The organism is Sphingobium sp. TomMM15, from assembly GCF_055397045.1.
The window spans coordinates 876,891-893,866 of record NZ_AP027314.1 but is presented as its reverse complement, the minus strand read 5'-3'; the positions used below and the strand labels follow the sequence as shown (position 1 = coordinate 893,866).

The 16,976-nt window shown below is 61.4% G+C and carries 15 protein-coding genes, 2 tRNA genes and 1 pseudogene; 9 read left to right on the top strand and 9 right to left on the bottom strand.

Features of this window, described 5'->3' with window-relative positions:
- Positions 1-14 precede the first annotated feature (14 nt).
- Both ACZ51H_RS04600 and ACZ51H_RS04595 read left to right on the top strand, forming a co-directional pair.
- Positions 15-1,190 (top strand): bifunctional 2-C-methyl-D-erythritol 4-phosphate cytidylyltransferase/2-C-methyl-D-erythritol 2,4-cyclodiphosphate synthase, encoded by a 1,176-nt coding sequence (locus ACZ51H_RS04600; RefSeq protein WP_464802569.1) that lies wholly within the window; start codon positions 15-17, stop codon positions 1,188-1,190.
- Positions 1,191-1,194: 4 nt separating this feature from the next.
- Positions 1,195-1,707, top strand: coding sequence for a CinA family protein (locus tag ACZ51H_RS04595; RefSeq protein WP_196226101.1), 513 nt, complete (start codon positions 1,195-1,197; stop codon positions 1,705-1,707).
- On the opposite strand, the gene ACZ51H_RS04590 is transcribed toward ACZ51H_RS04595, so the two are convergent.
- Complete coding sequence (locus tag ACZ51H_RS04590; RefSeq protein ID WP_464794797.1) at positions 1,659-2,129, bottom strand: type II toxin-antitoxin system RatA family toxin; 471 nt, start codon at positions 2,127-2,129, stop codon at positions 1,659-1,661. The genes ACZ51H_RS04595 and ACZ51H_RS04590 overlap by 49 nt on opposite strands.
- A gap of 4 nt (positions 2,130-2,133) precedes the next feature.
- Positions 2,134-3,091: pseudogene (lipA, locus tag ACZ51H_RS04585) on the bottom strand (lipoyl synthase).
- Between the two features lie 44 nt (positions 3,092-3,135).
- Here lipA and ACZ51H_RS04580 point away from each other — a divergent pair.
- The 3 genes from ACZ51H_RS04580 to ACZ51H_RS04570 are packed head-to-tail and all read left to right on the top strand — an operon-like array spanning position 3,136 to position 4,837.
- The gene (locus ACZ51H_RS04580) at positions 3,136-3,789 is read left to right on the top strand and encodes a carbonic anhydrase (RefSeq protein WP_464802568.1); all 654 of its coding nucleotides are present in this window, start codon (positions 3,136-3,138) and stop codon (positions 3,787-3,789) included.
- Positions 3,789-4,556 (top strand): NYN domain-containing protein, encoded by a 768-nt coding sequence (locus ACZ51H_RS04575; RefSeq protein WP_464802567.1) that lies wholly within the window; start codon positions 3,789-3,791, stop codon positions 4,554-4,556. The genes ACZ51H_RS04580 and ACZ51H_RS04575 overlap by 1 nt, the downstream gene beginning before the upstream one ends.
- A gap of 2 nt (positions 4,557-4,558) precedes the next feature.
- On the top strand, positions 4,559-4,837 hold the full coding sequence (locus ACZ51H_RS04570; RefSeq protein WP_464802566.1) for an acylphosphatase: 279 nt from the start codon (positions 4,559-4,561) through the stop codon (positions 4,835-4,837).
- A 342-nt stretch (positions 4,838-5,179) separates the two neighbouring features.
- On the opposite strand, the gene ettA is transcribed toward ACZ51H_RS04570, so the two are convergent.
- Positions 5,180-6,865, bottom strand: coding sequence for an energy-dependent translational throttle protein EttA (ettA, locus tag ACZ51H_RS04565; RefSeq protein ID WP_449472309.1), 1,686 nt, complete (start codon positions 6,863-6,865; stop codon positions 5,180-5,182).
- A 102-nt stretch (positions 6,866-6,967) separates the two neighbouring features.
- On the opposite strand from ettA, the gene ACZ51H_RS04560 reads away from it, so the two are divergent.
- The 3 genes from ACZ51H_RS04560 to mauJ all read left to right on the top strand — a co-directional run bounded on the left by ACZ51H_RS04560 (position 6,968) and on the right by mauJ (position 10,219).
- The gene (locus ACZ51H_RS04560) at positions 6,968-8,341 is read left to right on the top strand and encodes a M28 family peptidase (protein WP_464802565.1); all 1,374 of its coding nucleotides are present in this window, start codon (positions 6,968-6,970) and stop codon (positions 8,339-8,341) included.
- A gap of 155 nt (positions 8,342-8,496) precedes the next feature.
- Positions 8,497-8,709 carry a hypothetical protein gene (locus ACZ51H_RS04555; RefSeq protein ID WP_066523849.1) on the top strand — a complete coding sequence of 71 codons (213 nt, stop codon included), beginning with the start codon at positions 8,497-8,499 and terminating at the stop codon, positions 8,707-8,709.
- 184 nt (positions 8,710-8,893) lie between these two features.
- Positions 8,894-10,219: a methylamine utilization protein MauJ gene (gene mauJ / locus ACZ51H_RS04550; RefSeq protein ID WP_464802564.1), complete on the top strand. Its 1,326-nt coding sequence runs from the start codon at positions 8,894-8,896 to the stop codon at positions 10,217-10,219.
- An 84-nt stretch (positions 10,220-10,303) separates the two neighbouring features.
- Here mauJ and ACZ51H_RS04545 read toward each other — a convergent pair.
- The 4 genes from ACZ51H_RS04545 to ACZ51H_RS04530 form a co-directional block, all read right to left on the bottom strand.
- Positions 10,304-10,380 (bottom strand) — tRNA-Pro (locus tag ACZ51H_RS04545).
- A 222-nt stretch (positions 10,381-10,602) separates the two neighbouring features.
- Positions 10,603-10,678: transfer RNA gene (locus ACZ51H_RS04540), tRNA-Ile, on the bottom strand.
- A 25-nt stretch (positions 10,679-10,703) separates the two neighbouring features.
- Positions 10,704-11,741 (bottom strand): polysaccharide deacetylase family protein, encoded by a 1,038-nt coding sequence (locus tag ACZ51H_RS04535; RefSeq protein ID WP_464802563.1) that lies wholly within the window; start codon positions 11,739-11,741, stop codon positions 10,704-10,706.
- A gap of 49 nt (positions 11,742-11,790) precedes the next feature.
- A complete protein-coding gene (locus ACZ51H_RS04530; protein ID WP_464802562.1) occupies positions 11,791-13,548 on the bottom strand; it encodes a sensor histidine kinase in 1,758 nt (585 codons plus the stop codon).
- Between the two features lie 200 nt (positions 13,549-13,748).
- Here ACZ51H_RS04530 and ACZ51H_RS04525 point away from each other — a divergent pair, with 200 nt between their 5' ends.
- Positions 13,749-14,222: an Lrp/AsnC family transcriptional regulator gene (locus tag ACZ51H_RS04525; protein ID WP_449472300.1), complete on the top strand. Its 474-nt coding sequence runs from the start codon at positions 13,749-13,751 to the stop codon at positions 14,220-14,222.
- An 80-nt stretch (positions 14,223-14,302) separates the two neighbouring features.
- On the opposite strand, the gene ACZ51H_RS04520 is transcribed toward ACZ51H_RS04525, so the two are convergent.
- On the bottom strand, positions 14,303-15,556 hold the full coding sequence (locus tag ACZ51H_RS04520) for a hypothetical protein (RefSeq protein WP_464802845.1): 1,254 nt from the start codon (positions 15,554-15,556) through the stop codon (positions 14,303-14,305).
- Positions 15,557-15,683: 127 nt separating this feature from the next.
- Entirely contained in the window at positions 15,684-16,964 is a 1,281-nt protein-coding gene (locus tag ACZ51H_RS04515) for a hypothetical protein (RefSeq protein ID WP_464802561.1), read from the bottom strand.
- Positions 16,965-16,976: the final 12 nt, after the last annotated feature.

The window sequence follows — 16,976 nt, the reverse complement described above, 5'->3', positions numbered from 1 at the left end:
CTACACGCGCTGCGATGACAAGGAGCAATCACAGGGTCGCCGCGCTGGTGCTCGCCGCCGGACAGGGCAGTCGCGCCGGGGGCGATACACCCAAGCAATTTCGTCACATTGGGGGCAAGGCCGTCTTGGCCCACTCCATTCAAGCGCTGGCGGCTCATCCGCTAGTCGGTGCGGTCTACTTGGTCGTCGGCGCCGGGCAGGAGGAAACAGTCCGATCCCTGATTGACGAGGATCAGGTCACGTCCATCGTCCAGGGTGCGGACAGCCGCCGCGGATCGGTTCGTGCCGGGCTTGAGGCTATCGCTGCCGCCGGTGGTGCCGACAGGGTGTTGATCCACGATGCTGCCCGCCCTTTCCTGTCCGCTTCCATGATCGATCAACTACTGGCCGCGCTCGACTTCGCGCCGGGCGCCATCCCCGCCCTGCCCGTTGCTGACACATTGGTAAGGTCAGCGGGCGACCTCGCAGGCGACATTGTCGACCGATCAGCGCTGTTCCGCGTGCAAACCCCACAAGCATTTCACTTCGACGCCATCCTCGCCGCGCATCGCGATTGGGACGATGGGCGCGAAGCCACCGATGATGCCCAGATGCTGCGACACGCGGGCCATGACGTCACTCTGGTTCCCGGCGACGAAAGGCTGGAAAAATTGACCTACCCCCAGGATTTCATCCGGGCCGAAGCGCTTCTGGCATCACAGCGAACGACCCGCGTCGGCATGGGCTATGATGTGCACCGGTTCGCTGTGGATGAGGAGCTTTGGCTTTGCGGCGTTCAGGTCCCCCACGAAAAGGGACTGGCGGGGCACAGCGATGCGGATGTTGCGATCCACGCGATCGTCGATGCCATGCTCGGCGCTCTTGCCGAAGGGGACATCGGCAGTCACTTCCCCCCGTCAGATCCACAATGGCGCGGTGCGGCATCCTCCCGATTCCTCGAATATGCCGGGGAACGCGTAACATCCCGGGGCGGCCGCATCGATCATATCGACGTCACGATCATCTGTGAGGCTCCGAAGATCGGCCCCCATCGCGATGCAATGCGCCAGCGCATCAGCGAACTGTTAGCCATCCCCCTTGACCGGGTAAGCGTGAAGGCCACCACCACCGAACGCCTGGGCTTTGCCGGACGCCGCGAAGGCATCGCTGCACAAGCCGTTGCAACCATCTCCCTCCCCGCGCTATTCTGACCCCATGCCAGATCGCATCCTCCCCGCCCCGTTGGTTGACCTCGCCGAGCGAGTCATCATCGCCAATCGCCGCGCTGGCCGCACCATCGCCGTTGCGGAAAGCTGCACCGGCGGTCTTGTGTCCGCTGCTCTTACCGAAATCGCCGGGTCTTCGGAGGTCTTTGAAGCGGGATTCATCACCTATTCCAATGACATGAAGAATGAGCTGCTGAAGGTTTCTCAGGATGTATTGGAAACCTTCGGGGCCGTTTCCATCGCCACCGCTTGGGCAATGGCGCAGGGCGCTCTCACCAAAAGCCACGCCAATGTAGCCGTTGCCATCACGGGCATCGCTGGTCCCGGCGGCGGATCAGAGCAAAAACCGGTGGGCACCGTCGTTTTCGCCCGCGCCGAACGCGGCGGCAACCCGGACAAGGTCGTCGCTGATATGCGACATTTCGAAGATAGCGGCCGGGGCGGCGTGCGCCTTCAGGCGGCGCTTTGCGCGCTTGAGCTTCTGCTGCCTGAGTCGCCGTAAAGTTCAGCCGCTCGCGTTTCGAACGCCCCGATCATCTTGCGCAGCGCCTTGTCGAACATTTGCCCGGCGATCATCTCGAACAGCCGATTCTTGAACTCAAATTCCACCTCGAAATCGACAAGGACGCCGCCCTTCCCGTCATCGCGGAACCGCCACAGGTTGTGCAGATGCTTGAGCGGGCCTTCCAGATAGTCCACGCGCACGAAATCAGGCCGATGCTTGTGCACGCGCGACGTAAAGCTTTCCTTGATGCCTTTGAAGCCGACGATCATGTCAGCGACCATCTCCGAATCACTGTCCTGACGAACGCGTATCGCGCTGATCCACGGCAGGAATTCAGGATAGGACGCCACATTCGAAACAAGGTCGAACATCTGGTCAGGCGTGTAGGGAAGTGGCCTTGTTTCGTGATGCTTCGGCATGTTTTCAGCGCGCTGCCCGTGCCAACTGAGCCTCACGCGCCGCCCGCATCTCGGCGAAATCCTTGCCCGCATGATAGCTGGAACGGGTCAGCGGGCTCGATGCGACCTGCAAAAATCCCTTGGCACGCGCGATCCCTGCATAGGCATTGAACGCCGCAGGCGTCACGAATTCCATCACCTTGGCATGCTTCGGCGTGGGTTGCAGATATTGCCCCATGGTCAGGAAATCGATGTCGGCCGAACGCATGTCGTCCATTACCTGATGGACCTCCAGACGCTCTTCACCCAGGCCAAGCATGATCCCCGACTTGGTGAAGATCGACGGGTCCAGCTTCTTCACCGACTCCAGCAACCGCAGCGACGCATAATAACGCGCACCGGGGCGAATCGTTGGATACAGGCGGGGCACCGTCTCAAGGTTGTGATTATAGACATCCGGCCGCGCAGCCACGATCATCTCGACTGCGCGTTCATGCTTGTTCCGGAAGTCCGGGGTCAAAATCTCGATCGTCGTATCCGGAGTCGTCCGCCGCAACGCTTCGATCACCTTCACGAACTGCGAAGCGCCGCCATCGGGCAGATCGTCGCGATCGACGGAGGTGATGACAATATGCTCCAGCCCCATTTCCGCGCAGGCGTCGGCCAGGTTCTGCGGCTCGTTCGGATCAACCTTGCGCGGCATGCCGGTCTTGACGTTGCAGAAGGCGCAGGCCCGCGTGCACACGTCGCCCAGGATCATCACCGTCGCATGCTTCTTGGTCCAGCATTCCCCGATATTCGGACAAGCTGCCTCTTCGCAAACCGTGGCCAGCCCCTTTTCCCGCATCAGCTTCCGGGTTTCGTTATAGCCCGGACTGGTAGGCGCCTTCACCCTGATCCAATCGGGCTTGCGCGCACGTTGCGGAGTGGCTTGCACAGGTAGCGGAGCGGTGTCTGTCATGCGCCATCAAATAGCGATGCATGCCCACTCTTGCCAGCCCCCAGATTGTTGGGCAGAGACTTGGGCATGACCGACTTTTCCGACATGCTCGAAGGCTATCGCCGCTTCCGCAACACCGGCTGGACTCAACAGCGTGGCAGATGGGATGAATTAAGCGAAGGGCAGAGCCCTCGCGTCATGGTCATCGCCTGCTCCGACAGCCGAGTCGATCCGGCGCAGATCTTCGACACCAGCCCCGGCGAAATATTCGTGGTCCGCAATGTGGCCGCGCTCGTGCCTCCCTTTGAAACCAATCCGGGCCATCACGGCGTTTCAGCGGCGCTGGAGTTTGCTGTTCAGGTACTCAAGGTTGGCGAGATCGTCGTCATGGGCCATGGCAAGTGCGGCGGCTGCAAGGCGGCGCTCAGCCAGGAACTGAAGGACGCCCCTCCCGGAGAAGGCGGCTTCATCCATAACTGGATAGACATGCTTGATGGCGCGCGGGAAAAGGTCGTCAAACGCTTCGGCGATGATCACGGCCGCGACGCGCATCGCGCCATGGAGCAGGAAGGGGTCAAGGTCAGCCTTGCCAACCTTCGCACTTTCCCCTGCGTCCGCACCAAGGAACGCAATGGCGAATTGAAGTTGGTCGGCGCATTCTTCGCAATTGCAGACGGGCAGCTTCATCTGCTGGATGAAGCGACCGGAGAATTCCATCCGGCGGCGCTGGAATCGGCCTGATGCCCTCGGCGATCCCCAGCGGCAATGTCGCCCTGTTGATCGACGCAGATAACGCTTCCGCGGACCATTTCGACCCGGTATTGACTGTTCTGGCCGAGCTCGGGACGGTCAACATTCGCCGCGCCTATGGCAATTGGAGCAAGCCTTCGCTCAAGGGCTGGGCGCGGCAGGCTGTGACCCAGGCCATCGAAACGCAGCAGCAATTCGACCTCACCAAGGGGAAGAATGCGACCGATATGAAGATGACGATCGACGCCATGGACCTGATGGCGGGCGGCCGGGTCACGGGCTTTGGCCTCATGTCGAGCGACAGCGATTTCACGCCTTTGGTGACGCGTATCCGTCAGGAAGGAATCGACGTCTATGGCTTCGGTTCGGACAAGACTCCCGAGGGCTTCCGCCGGGCCTGCACCCGCTTCATCGACGTAGCCGCGCTAGCCCGCTCTCTGACGGCATCGGCGTCCGAAGCGATGCCGGAACCGACGCCGCTCGACGTCTCGACCAAAGCCGCCGCGCCAGCCAGGAATGAATATAAGAAGGTGGATGATGAAGTCGTCCGTCTCTTGATAGAAGCCTATGATGCGGCCAAGCGCGATGAGAAAGGCTTCGCCGCGCTGGGACCAGTCGGGCAACGCGTCGGCAACCGATCCAGCTTCGATGTGCGCAATTACGGTTTCAAGCGCCTGTCGGACCTGGTGCAGGCGATCCCCAATTTCATCACGGAAACGCGGGCAGACGGCCAGACCTGGATCAAACGGGTTCACTGACGATGGTCGTCGCCCGGCATCTCATGATCCTTGGTCGGGTGCAGGGGGTGTTTTACCGCAACTGGGCAAAACAGACCGCTACCGAGTTGGGCTTGGCCGGATGGGTCCGCAATCGTCTGGACGGCAGCGTCGAAGCGGTGATCGAAGGCGCCGATGAAGCCGTGGAACGCTTCACCGCTTTGGCGGCTGAAGGCCCGCCAGCGGCGCAAGTGTCCCGCGTCGAAGCGGCCGACATGCCTGTCGAAGGCTTGAAGTCGTTCGAGAAGAAGCCGACCTGTTAGGGCCGATCTACCCTCTCAAACCGTTCGCCCTGAACTTGTCGAAGGGCTCTACTTCCTTTTAAAGCGCGACCCTTCGGCTGTTTGCAGCAAACGCCCAGGTGAGCTGGCCTCGCTTTCCAAATGTGACCGATTGATTAACCCAAACAAATTCAAGGAGCCATTCACTCGCCCCTCGACCAAAAAATGGCCGACCCAAGCGGGCCGGCCTGAAAGTTTTAGGAGAGGATGCCTGAAAGGCCTCTCCGATATGTGGTTCACAATGTCATTGTGCAAGTGCGAAGGGCGAGGATGTCGTTGCGCTAATTGCAATCACCCCTCTCCCGACGCGCCGCACAAATTCCGTCAGCGCGTGAGTTTCTTGTAAGCCAAACTCGTCGGCCGATCGGCAGCATCACCCAGCCTCCGCCGCTTGTCTTCTTCATACATTTCGAAGTTGCCCTCGAACCACTCAACATGGCTGTTGCCTTCGAAAGCAAGAATGTGCGTGGCAAGGCGATCGAGGAAGAAGCGATCGTGGCTGATGACCACGGCGCAGCCCGCGAAGTTTTCGATCGCCTCTTCCAGCGCAGCCAGCGTTTCGACGTCAAGGTCGTTGGTCGGTTCGTCGAGCAGCAGCACGTTGCCGCCCTTCTTTAGCATCTTGGCCATATGCACGCGATTGCGCTCACCGCCAGACAGCTTGCCGACATTCTTCTGCTGGTCCTGCCCCTTGAAGTTGAAGGCGCCGACATAGGCCCGCGTCGACATGTCGTGGCCATTGACCTTCACATAATCGAGGCCGTCCGACACCTCTTCCCAGACGTTCTTTGATGGGTCCAGATGATCACGGCTTTGGTCGACATAGCCCAGGCGGACGGTCGAACCGATGTCGACCTCACCCAAATCCGGCGTCTCCTGACCAGTGAGGATGCGGAACAGCGTGGACTTACCCGCGCCGTTCGGCCCGATCACGCCAACGATGCCGCCGGGCGGCAGAGTGAAGGACAGATCCTCGAACAGCAGCTTGTCGCCATAGGCTTTCGAGATGTTCTTCGCCTCGATGACCTTGCCACCCAGTCGTTCGGGCACCTGGATAACGATCTGGGCCTTGCCGGGGGTACGGCTTTCCTGGCTTGCGACCAGCTGTTCGAACTTGGCGATACGCGCTTTCGACTTGGTCTGGCGCCCCTTTGGACCCTGCCGAATCCACTCCAGCTCGTCCTTGATCGCCTTCTGGCGGCCCGACTCTTCGCGGGATTCCTGCTCCAGACGCTTCGACTTCTTCTCGAGATAGGTCGAATAATTGCCTTCGTACGGGAAATACTTCCCGCGATCGAGCTCCAGGATCCAACCCACGACATTGTCGAGGAAGTAGCGATCGTGGGTGATCATCAGCACCGCACCCGCATATTCCTTGAGGTGGTTTTCCAGCCACTCCACGCTCTCCGCGTCGAGGTGGTTGGTCGGTTCGTCCAGCAGCAGGATGTCCGGCTTCTGGATCAGCAGGCGGGTCAGCGCGATCCGGCGCTTTTCACCGCCCGACAGGCTTTCCACCGACCAGTCGGATGGCGGGCAGCGCAGGGCCTCCATCGCAATCTCAAGCTGATTGTCCAGCGTCCAGCCATCGACCGCGTCGATCTGCTCCTGCAACTCGCCCATCTCGGCCATCAGAGCGTCGAAATCGGCGTCTTCCGGCGGATCGGCCATGATCATGCTGATCTCGTTGAACCGGTCGAGCTTGTCCGCGACTTCCCGCGCGCCATCCTTCACATTTTCAAGCACATTCTTGGCGGGGTCGAGCTGCGGCTCCTGCGCCAGATACCCCACGGTGATGTTTTCGCCCGGCCATGCCTCACCGCTATAATCAGTGTCGATGCCCGCCATGATCTTGATCAACGTCGATTTACCAACGCCGTTGGGACCGACGATGCCGATCTTGGCACCGCGATAAAATTGCAGGTTGATACCGTTCAGCACCGGCTTTGGCGCGCCGGGGAAGGTCTTGGTCATGTTCTTCATGACGAAGGCGTATTGCGAGGAGGCGGACATGGCTTGAAGACGCTCCGAAGGACGAATGAGGTAAAATCGCGCCGGAGTTAGCGAAGCCCGGCGCCATTGGCAAATGCGGGATGGCTGGCTAAGCCTTCACCCATGCAGAAAATCCGATCGGGCACCTTCGCCGCGCTCCTTCTCGGCAGCATCGCCTCCCCCCTTCCTCTAGCTGCCGCGCCTGCGGATACGACGGCGATTCGCGAGGCGGCGTTGCAGGACAATATAGCATGGGACTTCATCGAAGGGCTGACGACGGAAGTCGGCCCCCGCCCCGCCGGAACGCCTCAGGAAGCGCGCGCCCGCGAATGGGCGGTGGCGAAACTCAAGGCGCTCGGCTTCTCCAATGTGCGATCCGAACGCTATAAGATGCCAGTGTGGGTCCGCGGCCATGACGATGCGCGCATCCTCTCCCCCTTCCCGCAAAATCTGGCCTTGGCGGCGCTGGGAAATAGCGCCTCCACTTCCGCCAACGGCATCGAAGCCGAAGTCTTATATTTCCCCACCCTTTCAGACCTGCAAGCAGCACCCGAAGGCAGTCTGAAAGGCAAGATCGCCTTCGTCAGCCACGCCATGGCGGCAACGCAGGATGGCAGTTCCTACAGCCATTTCGGCGCCACACGCCGCCAGGGGCCAAGCATTGCATCGAAAAAGGGCGCAGCCGCCATCCTGATACGGTCGATCGGCACGGACAGCCACCGCCTGCCCCACAGCGGCGTGCAGATGTGGGCCGATGGTGTGAAGCCGATCCCCGCAGCCGCGCTCAGCACCGTGGACGCAGACCAACTGACGCGCATCCTCTCCCGAGGGCAGCCGGTTCGCCTGCGCCTCACACTCACGTCCAAAATGCTGAAGGATCAGCCATCGGGCAATGTCATTGCCGAACTGCCGGGCACGGACCCGGCGGCCGGGATCATCCTTGCCGCCTGTCATATCGACAGCTGGGATCAGGGCACCGGAGCGATAGATGACGCCTCTGGGTGCGGGATCATCACCGCCGCTGCGCTTCATGCCGCAAAGGCTGGCCCGCTCCGTCGAACCATCCGCATATTGATGGCGGGAGCAGAGGAAGTGGGCGGCGACGGCGGCCGCGCTTATTTCACGGCACATGGCGCCGAACGGCACGCAGTGGTCATGGAGTCGGACTTCGGTGCCGACCGGGTCTGGCGCGTCGATTTCAAACTACCCACAGGGCATGAAGCGCTTTCGGATCGAATTGCCAGCGCCCTCTCCCCACTCGGGATCGCACCCAGTCGTCTGGCGGCGGGCGGGGGGTCGGACATCGAACCGCTGGTCAAGGCAGGCGTCCCCGTCATTGATTTGCAACAGGACGGCACCCGTTATTTCGACATTCACCACACCGCCGACGACACCTTGGACAAGGTCAACCGCGCTCAATTGCAACAAAATGTCAGCGCCTGGGCCGTTACGCTTTTTGCAATCGCCGATGCGGCAGAATCACTGGCGGTTAAGTGAACTTCTGTAGTAGACAACATTCCGTCGCGTGATTCCGTCGCTTCACCGACGCAGAAAAGCATTGATTTGTGCAGCGCACACGTTAATGCGGGTCGCTCGCGTCGGGCGTGTTACGAATATGCCGACGCGGCAATATGCTATGGGAGCCGTACACAATGAAGAAGATCGCTGTTGTTTTCGCTTCGGCCGGCCTGATGGCCCTCGCCGCTTGCGGTGAGAAGCCGGCCAACGAGACCGCGAACGCTTCGAACGCTGTCGTCGAAAACGTTGTTGAGAACGCTGCTAACGCAGCCGACAACGCTGCGAATGCCGCTAACGCTGCTGACAACGCCGCGAACGCTGCTTCGAACGCTGCAAACGCCGAATAATCTTCGCGTCAGCAAGATTTTTAAGAGGGCGGGCCGTCTAACGGTCCGCCCTTTTTCTATGTTTGGTATTTGAGCGGTGCCCCACAAAGAGGGTGTCGGGAGACGTTCGGGATGGTTTTGGCCAACCTCGTGTGCTCCTCGCTTTTTTGTTCAGCGTGGGGCCGATCTTGGGTAACCTCCGGCCATGTTAATGCCTCAGATGCCAGAATATGACAGCTTCGCTCAGACCCCATTAGGCCCGGCAGCAGACTGGGTTATAGCAGAGCTAGAGACATCGATCAGTTGGCCTGTGTCTGCCCAAACGGAGCATTATCTGGGTGAGGATTTCCTCCTGTTACCCATAACCCGCGAAAGTCTCCCCGCCGTAGCCTTCAAACGCCATGGTTTGCCACTGCGGGAAGCGCAGACGAAAGTTATGCGCTTTCTCAGCGCCCTGTCATGGTCGATGGCTTCAGGGGTCGCTGTGGCAGATTTCTCGTCTGACCAACTCCCACGCCCTATGCGCCGTCAGAAGCGGCTCTTTGGCGGCTCTATCACTGCGGACCTTGATCTCAGCTACCTACCCGTGCCCCAAGACGACAAGGGTCGACTTGCCCTTGCGTTAATGCGTGAAGGGAGAGGACTTAATCATCCACCTTACTCATTCCTCTCCTTGTACCGGGTGTTGGAGGTCGCCTTCCCGGGGAAGGCCCGGGGTAATTGGATGCACGAAGCGATAGACCGGCTCAAGGGGCCGGGCGTCAAAGAGGCAATCGGAAAGCTGCGCGAAAGCGGCATCTCAAGCATACCGGATCACCTCTACGAAGCTCGAAGGATGGCCATTGCACACGCGAGGGAGCAACCAATCGTTGATCCCGACGATGCTGGCGAGAGCGAAATGATCCGTAGGGAACTTCCCATCATCGCTGGGCTAGCAGAACTTGCGGTCGAAGAAGTGATGGGCATCCCGACCCGCCATACCGAATGGTTGAACCATCGTTACGAGTTGGCAGGGTTCAAGAAGCAGATAGGGAGCAAAACCCTCTCAGATATCTTAGCTGGCGTGGAGCCCAAACCGGACGATACCATCAACTTGCCGCGTATCGACGTGGAGCTACGGCGGTGCCCAGCCTATGCGGTGTTTCAATCCATGCATCCTGTTCACGCGTTCTATCAGGACGGGAACCTCCAGACCATCTATCGATCAGAAGATGAACTGGCTGAGATCGAGTTCGTTCTTGATTTTCCCGAGGAGCGCCTTCGGTTCAACTGGAATGGAGGCATCAGGCTAGCAGACGATGGCTCACATACAGCTGCCTGCCACGCAGCAGAGGTCACCACTTTTCTGAGAGACTACCTCGGCAATGGCCAACTGCTGCTTTTTGATGCTGACACTCGGCACCAGTTGTCGCGCGTCGATGCCTTCATTCCGCGAAACTTCTTGCCAAACCATGATGTTTTGAACGCGGAGATTGCACGATGGGAGTCGGAAGCTGAGGAGCGCAGGCGCGGTTCTGCGCACCAGCAGTAATTAGTCACACAAATCTGCCAAACAAACCTACCTCGTGCGTGAGCAAGGTTCAGCTAAACCACTAAACTACGATACTTCACAAAGTGGTCGGGGAGACAGGATTCGAACCTGCGACCCTCTGCTCCCAAAGCAGATGCGCTACCAGGCTGCGCTACTCCCCGACGTAAGGCGCCTTAGCGGCGAATAACGCGTCCCGTCAATCGGCCATCACCGGAACAGCAGCCACAATATGATGATTACCGGTATCGGAATGCCGATCAGCCACAGCAATATACCCTTGCCCATGATCATTCGCCTCCATCCATCTGCCCCAAGGCTGAAATGGATGAGTGGGTGCCGATGTTCCGGCCCCGTTCGGACCAGCATAGCGGGAAAGGAGATATTGGTGGGCCCGGCAGGACTCGAACCCGCAACCTAGCCGTTATGAGCGGCCAGCTCTAACCGTTGAGCTACAGGCCCCACCTGCCCGACCGGATAAGCAGCATCACGCCGCTTGGCAAGCCTGTCTCGGCACCGGCACCGCTGCCAATAATTGATCCAGCGACGCCGCCCCGACATTCCGCCGCGCAAGATGATCCAGAACCGTGTCCCACCATCTGTAAAAGGCCGCCTGATCTGCCGTATCGCGAACATAGGGCGTGTGGCCCGGCTCCAGCGTCGGCGAATGAAAACTGAAGTTGAGCACCGCCGCGCCCTCTTCGATCAGCGCATCAATCGCCCTTATGGCGTCGCGCACCGGCACGCCCTCCGGCGTCAAAGGAATGCGGCTGAACATGCCCGTTCTCGCCAATCCCGATGCCAGGGGGCTGACATTCCGCAAATGCTCATAAAGCCGCCCGCCCCCACGCCGCAGCAGCCCGGTGAAGGCGGTTGAAAGCGGCAGTTCCACAAGCGATCGTTCCGGCCCGGCCCAATAGGGATTGATCGGCAGGCCGCGAAAATCGGGGCCATGCTGGCCGCTATAGTCAAACCGGCTTCGCACGGAGCTATCCAGTCGAAATCCAGCCTGCTCCAACAATCGCGCACTATTATGACCCACGCCATAACGCCCCGCCCGATAGGCGGCAGGGCGTTGTCCGAAACGCTCGGCAATGCGCTGACACAGCGTTTCCAGCTTGGCCCGTTCCAACGCTTCGGGAAGGAAACCGGCATAGCTGTTCGCCTCCGTCACCTCCTCCACATGCGGCGGGTTTACCCAGGGATGCAGGTGAGCGCCCACATCGGCCGCCCCGTCCGCGACCCATTGCGCCATCATCCCGGCAGCCGCGTCATTATCAATCACCGGATAATCGGCGACGTAAATCGGCTTTACTCCGGCCGCTCGAAAATAGGCTTGGCCGCGCGCCATCCCGGCCAGCGCGGTCACGGCATGGCCGTCACGGCTGAATGGCGCGTTCCAGTCAAACTCCTCCTCGGTATCGACGAACAGCATGAACCGCGTCCCGAAATCGGGTGATAGCGTGATCATGTCGTCCGGCATCGGCGCGCGCAGCAGGCTGCCGTCATGGGGCAAAGCGTTCATGCCCTTTCCCCTAGCCCCTCAATGGTTGCGATAGGGTTTCGCGCGGGGATCAGAGGCTCCCTGCAGCGTCCTCCGCCGATGTTATGGCGGGCATCGAAAGCAGGAAACGGTCAGCTTCGATCTGCAACGCGCCGCCGCATCCTGCCGCCAGGCTCCGGATCAGCCGCAGTGAAAAGCCAAGGCCCAGCAGCGGCCCGTCGGCCCAGTCGCCATCGGCGGTATAGCCCGGATCAAGCAGCCGCTCATCCTCCATCCCGTCCAGGCTCTCGGGCCTGTCCACCGCCAGCATCACGCAGCCATGCCCGCCATCCGGCTGGAACCAGCAGGCCCCGCTCAGCGCTTCCCCCGGCGCCGCAACAGAAACGACAGTCCGCATCAGATGCTGCACCATGCGTTCACCCTGCACTGGGTCGATCCGCACCATCGGCAGTGCCCGTGCCAGATTAATGTCGATCTGCGCGCCATTGCCTTCGCCCTGCTCGCGGAACCGGGCGGAAACCTGTGCGATCAACAGCGCCGGATCGACAGCGCTCGGCGCCTCCGCCCCTTCGCCTCGCGATACGCGGGCGGCAAGGTCAAGGTCATCGAACGCCGCCAGCAAATGCCGGGCGTCCAGCGCGATCTTTCCCGCCATCTCGCGATACTCCGGTCCACTCGGCCCGAACAGCTCCTGCTCGATAATATCGGCAAAGCCCAGGATGGCATTCAACGGCGTGCGCAGCTCATGCACCAACTGACGTAGCGAGTCCGCCGAAAGCCCCGCGACAGACACAGGTTCGGCCTGTGGCGGCGCGGCGACTTCATGCAGATAGGGGCGGCGCGCCTGACCGCGATAGCCCTGAAATCGGCCCGATCTTGGATCAAAGAATGGCGTCGCCGAAAGGCGCCATTCCCCGGCCATTGCGCCGCCGACGACAGTATAGCGTCCATTCTGAAACCCGCTGCGCCGCATGAAGGCGCCTGCGACGCTGCCGTCCGGCCCGCTCGCGCCCACAACAGCCACCTCACCCAGCGATAGCCCCACCAGCGCCGCGCGCGGCCCCTGATCGACCCAGATGATCATGCCCGTGGCATCGGTCTCGAAAGCAAATGCGTTAACGACCTCCGCCTGCCCGGTGTCAGCCCGGGGAACGACCACGTCGGGCACCCGCCGCGCACTGGTAAAGCGTTCGATCCGGTCCACAAGGTTCCGGATCTGATCATCGCCCACCGGAACGTCATCCGCCGCTTCATCGGCAGGCTCCTCGATCGGCGCTTCATCTACGTCCGCCGAGGGAGGCAACTGCTCGGCAGGCGCCATCATCGCGGGCGTCAGCAGCATGTCGTCCGCTTGTTCGCCCGGTTCCACCGCCAGGTCGCTCGTCAGTACCAGGTCGGCCGCGCCGAACGCTTCCAGCGCCTGCTGAGTCCCGGTTCCCAAATCTCGCCGCCCGCGCAGGACGCCGCGCGCGGTCGGGGTAAGGCGGGGCAGCAGGGCGATCCACGCGTCATCCGGCAGCCGCGCGCGCGACATCGCCGCCGCCGCGATCGCCGGACGATCATTGGCGAAAAACTCCACCAGCGCGGGCGAACGAAGGCGGCCGCCCAGTTCGACCACCGTGGCGATCCGCTGCGTTTCCGACAATTGGGATTGCAGCGCCGCAAGCCGGTCGAGCAGCGCGGCACGTTCCTCATCCGGCAATGTGCCGCGATCCGCGCGATCATTCTGCGCGAGCAGGTCGACGCACTGACGCCACAGCGTCACCGCGCCCAGGCCGCTTCTATTCTCTGCGGCCAGAACCGTCTGCATCAGATCGTTGAAGCGCACTCTATTCCCCTTGAGGACTTCCGGCGATGCGCAGAACTTCATCGCGGAAGGAAATCATGCCGCAGGAATAAGCCTTCCCGCCGGTTAGGGAAAGGGGGCGGACGTGGCGATTTCGGATCGTCGCATAGTGGGACAATTGCATTGCCCTGAAATATTATTATGATGTTGGGCACGAAATGAGAAAGGAAATAATCAAGCGGATGGCTGGCCCGAATATCGACGACATCGATCTGCACATCCTGGGCGAGCTGCAACAGGACGGCCGGATGACCAATGTGGAACTGGCTCGAAAGGTCGGATTGACCGCCCCGCCCTGCCTGCGCCGCGTCCGCGCGCTTGAGGAAAGCGGCGCCATCAACTCCTATCACGCCGTCGTCAACCCGGCCATGCTGGGCTACACCATCACCGTCTTCGCGATGGTCAGCCTGAAGAGCCAGGCGGAAGCTGACCTGAAAGCCTTTGAAGATCATGTCGCGACCCTGCCGGAGGTGCGCGAATGCTACATGCTCAATGGTGAGATCGATTTCATCCTGAAGGTCGTGGCGAAGGACCTCCAGAGCTTCCAGCAGTTTCTCACCTCGAAACTAACGCCCGCGCCAAATGTGGTGAGCGTCAAGACCTCTCTCACCATCCGCATGGCGAAGAACCTGCCGGGCGTCCCCCTGCCCCTTTGACCAGCAAAATGGCAGCGATTGCTCGCCGCCACTAGGCCAGCAGCGCTTCTGTGTCGCGCGCTGGCCCTTGGATCAATCGCTTAGCTCGCAGGCGGAGCCGCCACCGGCTGAAACGCTGTCTTACGGCTCTGCTGATCGACCCAAACGCTCCAGAATCCCGCGACGTTGGCCCAATTACCTGTCACCTGGGCCAGCGCCGTCTTGGCTCCCGCCAGATCGCCCGAACGCGCGAGAGCTATGCCAAGCCGCGCATTGGCCTTCCCCTGATCAACTCCACCTTTCGACAGGGCCAGCCGGTACATTTCGACCGCCTGCGGGAACTGGCTGAGCGAGAAATAGCTGTCGGCCACCGCCAACGCCGCCGACCCATCCTTCGCGCCTGCGGCCTTCTTCGCCGCAGCGGGCAGCGCCGCGATTTCCTTGGCGGCCTTTGGCGCCACGCTCTTCATCAGGCTGGCGGTCGCGGCCTGTGCTTGCGTCAGCTTGCCCGCCGAACGCCCCGCTTCGATGATGGCTTTCGTTTCAGCATAATTGCCCGCCTTTTCAGCAAGCTGCGCATAGGCCTGATAATCCCGTTCACTCGCCATCGCGCCGTTCGCCGCCTGCAAGCGATACAGGTCCAACTGCGGCTGCGCGTCTGTGCCGGGCGCCGTCAGATAGTTGGCAAGCGCCGACCGCCATTCCCCCGCCGAACCATAATGGGTCAGCCGCTCACGATAGAGCGAACCAACCTCCGCCCAATCCCCGGCCGCATAGGCAAGCGAGATCGCCCGGTCATACCAGGCCGCAGGAATCGCCTGCCCTGACGCCCGCTGCCGGGCCAGCGCATCCTGCACGAAGGGGCGCGCTTCCTTGGCCTTGTTCTTGCGAAGGTAGATGTCGGCGCGCAGCATCGTCGCGTCGATCCCATCATAACCCAGCGTCTTGGCATAATCGAGCTGCGCGAACGCATCGTCATAATTGCCGACCACATAGGACAGGTAGCCAGCGACGTAGCGCAATCGCGGCGCATCCTTCTTGGGCACGGAATTGGTCTTGAACATATCCGTCAACGCGATCCGCTGCGCCTGGAAATTCTGCTTGAGCACGGCCAGCTCGAACCGTAGCCCAGCCGCTGCATAGGCCTCATAATCGCTCGTCGGCATCAAGCCGCTGATCTGCGCCTGCGCCGTATTGACGTCGCCTGCCTTGATCGCGCTGTCGGCCGCTTGAGCCGCTGCACGAAACCCTTCGCTCATGACGATGACCGGCCCGCTGGCCGAAGCCTTTTTCGCCGCCGCTGGCACTGAAAAAGCCGCGACGGCGGTGATCGCAAGAAGGCCTGATTTCAGCATGGATTGTCGCAGCGCGATCATGTCGGCCGTCCCCTTTATGTCATGCGCCATTGGGCGCAGGTCCCTGTTATGTCGATGATAGGAAAGAAGGTGCGCCCATCACCCGATCGGCGCACCCTGTTTCAAATCAGGCCTTGGTGGCCAGATAGGCCAGCCAGAGATCGGCAATCTTCTTGCGCGTCCCGGCCTGAACCGACTGGAACGCCGCCTTGGCCGAAGCGACATCGCCGCCCAGTGCCTTGGCGATGCCCAAGCGCGTATTCACTTCGTCCGCATCGACGCCGCCCTTCTGCTTGGCGAGGTCGAACATCGCAGCCGCCTTGGCATAATCGCCATAGCCGAGGTAGGCGTCCGCCGTAGCCGCCGCGATCTTGCCGGTGGCAGCCTTGCGGGCATCAGCTTCGGCCGAAGCCAGCGATGCCTTGTCGCCCGCAATCTTCGGCGTTGTGGTCTGGTACAGGTCCGCACCTGCCGTGCCCTTCAGCACGCCCTTGGCGCGGCCCTGATCGATCGCCGACTTTACCTCGCCATAGATGCCGGTCTTTGACGCCATTTCACCATATTCAAGGAAGTCGCCCGCGACCACCAGGCCGCCCGATGCCGCCATCAATCGGAGAACGTCCAGATTCTCGCGTGCCGTGATGTTGGGGTTGGATTGCTGGAACAGGCGGATGAGCGTGCGAAGATTCTCGCCGTTGGGGGCCGCCTGATAAGCCAATGTCGCCCATTCGGTCACTTCGGGCAGGCGCGATGCCGCCGCGCGGCTCACGCCGATCTGATACCATTGGGCTGGCACCTGACCGCCCGCCGCCTTGGTGGCGTCGGCGGCGGCCTTCAAGGCGGAAAGGCCCTTCTGGTTAAGGCCGCGAGCGGGTTCAGCGGAAGGATTGGCCGTCCCCGCCTTCCCGAAATAGGCCTGCGCCAGCGTCGCGTTGACCGCTTCAGGCTTGTAGCCCGCCTGAGCCGCCGCCTGCGCCCGCTGGATCGCCAGATCATAATTCTTCGCCTGCATCGCCTGATCGGCGGCAACCGCGTTGAACTGTCCGACCTGGTCCGCCGGGGTGAGGCCGCTGTCCAGCATCTGCGTTAGCGCTTCGCTCTGCATCGCGCTGTCCTTGGCGGCGATGGACGCATTCAGCTTGACGGCACCAATCTGATATTTGTCATCGTTCGACTTGGCCTTGCTGTCTGCATCGGCCAGCGCCGCCTTGGCTGCGGCAAAGTCATTCTTCGCCGCCGCCGTCTGCGCCGCCTGCAGTGCCTTTATCACATCGGGAGAGACGTTGAGCTTGGGCGCGCCGCCCTTCTTCTCGTCCTTCTTCGCCGCCATCGCGGGCGCGGAAATGGCGCCTCCAGCCAGCGCGAGCGTCAGCGCGAGCGCCACGGGGGATACAAAACGCATGATCATCTTCTCCTCTGC